This window comes from Acinetobacter sp. UBA3025 (assembly GCF_002367915.1).
In the GTDB taxonomy this organism is placed as follows: domain Bacteria; phylum Pseudomonadota; class Gammaproteobacteria; order Pseudomonadales; family Moraxellaceae; genus Acinetobacter.
In genome coordinates, this window is record NZ_DFDO01000048.1 from 1 (window position 1) to 2752 (window position 2752).

Genomic DNA, 2752 nt, shown 5'->3' on the forward strand with positions numbered 1-2752 from the left:
CCGCATATGATTGGCGCATTGATGCTCGACATCGCAGGCACTACCCTTACTCAAGAAGATATTGAACTCTTGGGTGCACCACAAGTCGGTGGTGTAATTTTATTCGGTCGCAATATTGAATCTCCTGCCCAAGTCCGCGCTTTGACTGATCATATGCGTCAGGTCCGTCCAGATATTCTGATTGCGGTGGATCAGGAAGGTGGCCGGGTACAGCGCCTGAAACAGGGCTTTACCCTACTGCCTGCCATGGGTAAATTTGGTGAGCTTTACCAGACTAATCGTGAAAAAGCGCTGGAACTGGCCGAGAAATGTGGCTGGTTAATGGCCACCGAAGTACTGGCTGTCGGAATTGACTTTAGTTTTGCGCCTGTGCTGGATTTAAATGATATTAGCGATGTGATTGGCGACCGTAGTTTCGCCAAAAATATTCAGGATATTATTCCACTGGCTGGTGCTTTCCTGAAAGGTATGAAACGTGCTGGCATGGCTTCAACTGGTAAGCATTTCCCGGGACATGGTTCGGTTAAAGCAGATTCGCATGTAGCTGCAGCCATTGATATGCGTAGCTACGAAGAAATCCAGCAAAAAGATATGCAGACCTTTATCCAGTTACAGTCAAAACTGGATGCACTTATGCCTGCCCATGTTATTTATAGCCAAGTGGATCCAAATCCAGCCGGTTTCTCAGAATTCTGGATTCAGAAAGTGTTACGTCAAGAACTTGGCTTCGACGGCGTACTGTTCTCGGATGATTTAAGCATGCAGGCTGCCTGTGTGGCTGGCGGTGCCGATGCCCGTATTCAGGCGGCATTGAAAGCAGGTTGTGATATGGGATTGGTCTGCAATGATCGCGCAGCACAATGTATTGCGCTTGAGGGCATTCAGGATCTGCCACTGCCCAATCAGCAGCGTCTGGAACGTATGCGCGGAAAAATTCCAGAGATTCAGATCAGCACTGAACTGAATCTTGGAGATGAGTGGCGCCAGATCCGTGATGAAATCAGCCAGTTTAAAGATCAGGTTCTGTAATTTTTAAATGATCTGAATACGACAAAGGAACACGACAAGGTGTTCCTTTTTTATTATCATGTTGAAAAGACTGCTATATTAATGAGCAGCATTGAATTAAAACAACAATAAGGTCAGGACGACATGACAGAATCTCTTTCGCAACATCGCCATATTTCTTTTACTGCACATTATACCGGCTATATCTGGTACAAAATGGGGATTTCACATCCCGTATTTGCCACCTCTAAAGGTAAATTTCTCGCTAAACTGGTTCATCCACTGGAGTCATGGGCTGAACGTCATGTAGGCGGCAGTATGCGCACCACCCTGAAACAGCGTCATCAAATGATTGACGAACACCTAGGTCAGTTAATTAGTGAATATCCTCAATTACAGGTACTGGAAATTGCCAGTGGCTTATCCCCACGCAGCTGGAACTTTAGACAGAAATTTCCCGGGATTAATTATCGGGAATTGGATCTGCCCGATATGGCCAGGATCAAAACCAATGCTTTGCAGCAGATTGATCAGGATGCCCCGGAAGTATTGAGTGCCGATATTTTTAGTGCAGAACTGGCGAATATTTTTAAAGTCTTTGACCCGCAGCAACCTCTCGTTATTATTAGTGAAGGCCTGATCAATTACTTTGATCAAAAAATGCTGTTTACCTTACTCAAAGGCATTACCGAATATGGTCAAGGCTTTAGTGAAGTGCATTATCTCAGTGATATTTATCCTGAACCAGTCAAAAATAAACTGGCAAGCTTTATCTGGGCTTGTAGCCGTCTGCTAAAATTCATGTCACGCAGTGCATTCACCTTTCATTTTAAATCACCCCAAGAACTACAGCAGTTTTTTCAGCAAGCTGGGTTTATGCAGGTGGAGGTCGAACAACCACAACGTTATTTTGCAGAACCTCGACAGCAGAATCCTCATTATGAACAGGATGAACATCTAGGCGATTTGGTCTGGATGATTCATGCGGTGAAAAAAAACAGCGTTTAATCACGCTGTTTTTTTATGAATTTTATTGTTTAGATGACTGCATCGAATACTTCAGCCTGTTGAAGTGCTTTCTCTTTCTGGACAAAACGTAGTAAACGCTCTGCTACATCAAAACTGCCATGCTTGAACAAAGCACGTAACTGAGTGCCATCATGCTCGAAGATTAAACATTCGATCTTAAACTCGCCTTCTTCATCTTCCAGATGTAAAGCCAGATCACGTGGATACGCGGCTGCCTGATCAGTTAATCCAGGTTCTAATTCCAGCAACACCCCAAAGAAATTCATATCGATAATTTCTGCCTTGAGTATCAGATCAGAATAGCGATGACTTAAATAACGCTGTGGATCCTGAACTGTAATCCGCTCTTCACCACGTCGTTCGATCTGCTGCATCTGTTCACGGGTGAACGGGATAATACCTTCGAGCTGATCAACCGGCTCATCACGCAAGAAAGTTGCAAATAGATGCATGGTTTCTTTACGGCGCTGTAACTGAGGCACATGATCTGCAGAAGCGATCTGCACATACTGCATGTTTGGACATTGCAGGGCAAAATTGGCATTCTCATGCGGCAAGGTAAAGCTGTCATATTGCCCGCAAGCCACCAAAACTTTGCATTGAGGAATCGGTACATTGGTCAGTCTTAAAAGACGGTTACAGTTGATGTCATAGCGGTCCTGTTCTTTAAGCAGATGTCAGAATTTACAGCGACAGAACAGGACCGCTATGACAT

General features: G+C 44.5%; 2 protein-coding genes and 1 pseudogene. 2 read left to right on the top strand and 1 reads right to left on the bottom strand.

Features of this window, described 5'->3' with window-relative positions; genetic code table 11:
• Nucleotides 1-6 precede the first annotated feature (6 nt).
• Entirely contained in the window at nt 7-1029 is a 1023-nt protein-coding gene (gene nagZ, locus B4J23_RS01950) for a beta-N-acetylhexosaminidase (RefSeq protein ID WP_004782006.1), read from the top strand.
• A gap of 123 nt (nt 1030-1152) precedes the next feature.
• The gene (locus B4J23_RS01955) at nt 1153-2016 is read left to right on the top strand and encodes a class I SAM-dependent methyltransferase (protein WP_004782005.1); all 864 of its coding nucleotides are present in this window, start codon (nt 1153-1155) and stop codon (nt 2014-2016) included.
• A gap of 29 nt (nt 2017-2045) precedes the next feature.
• On the opposite strand, the pseudogene B4J23_RS01960 reads toward B4J23_RS01955, so the two are convergent.
• A pseudogene (locus tag B4J23_RS01960) lies at nt 2046-2702 on the bottom strand (alpha/beta fold hydrolase); the annotation flags it as partial.
• Nucleotides 2703-2752 lie beyond the last annotated feature (50 nt).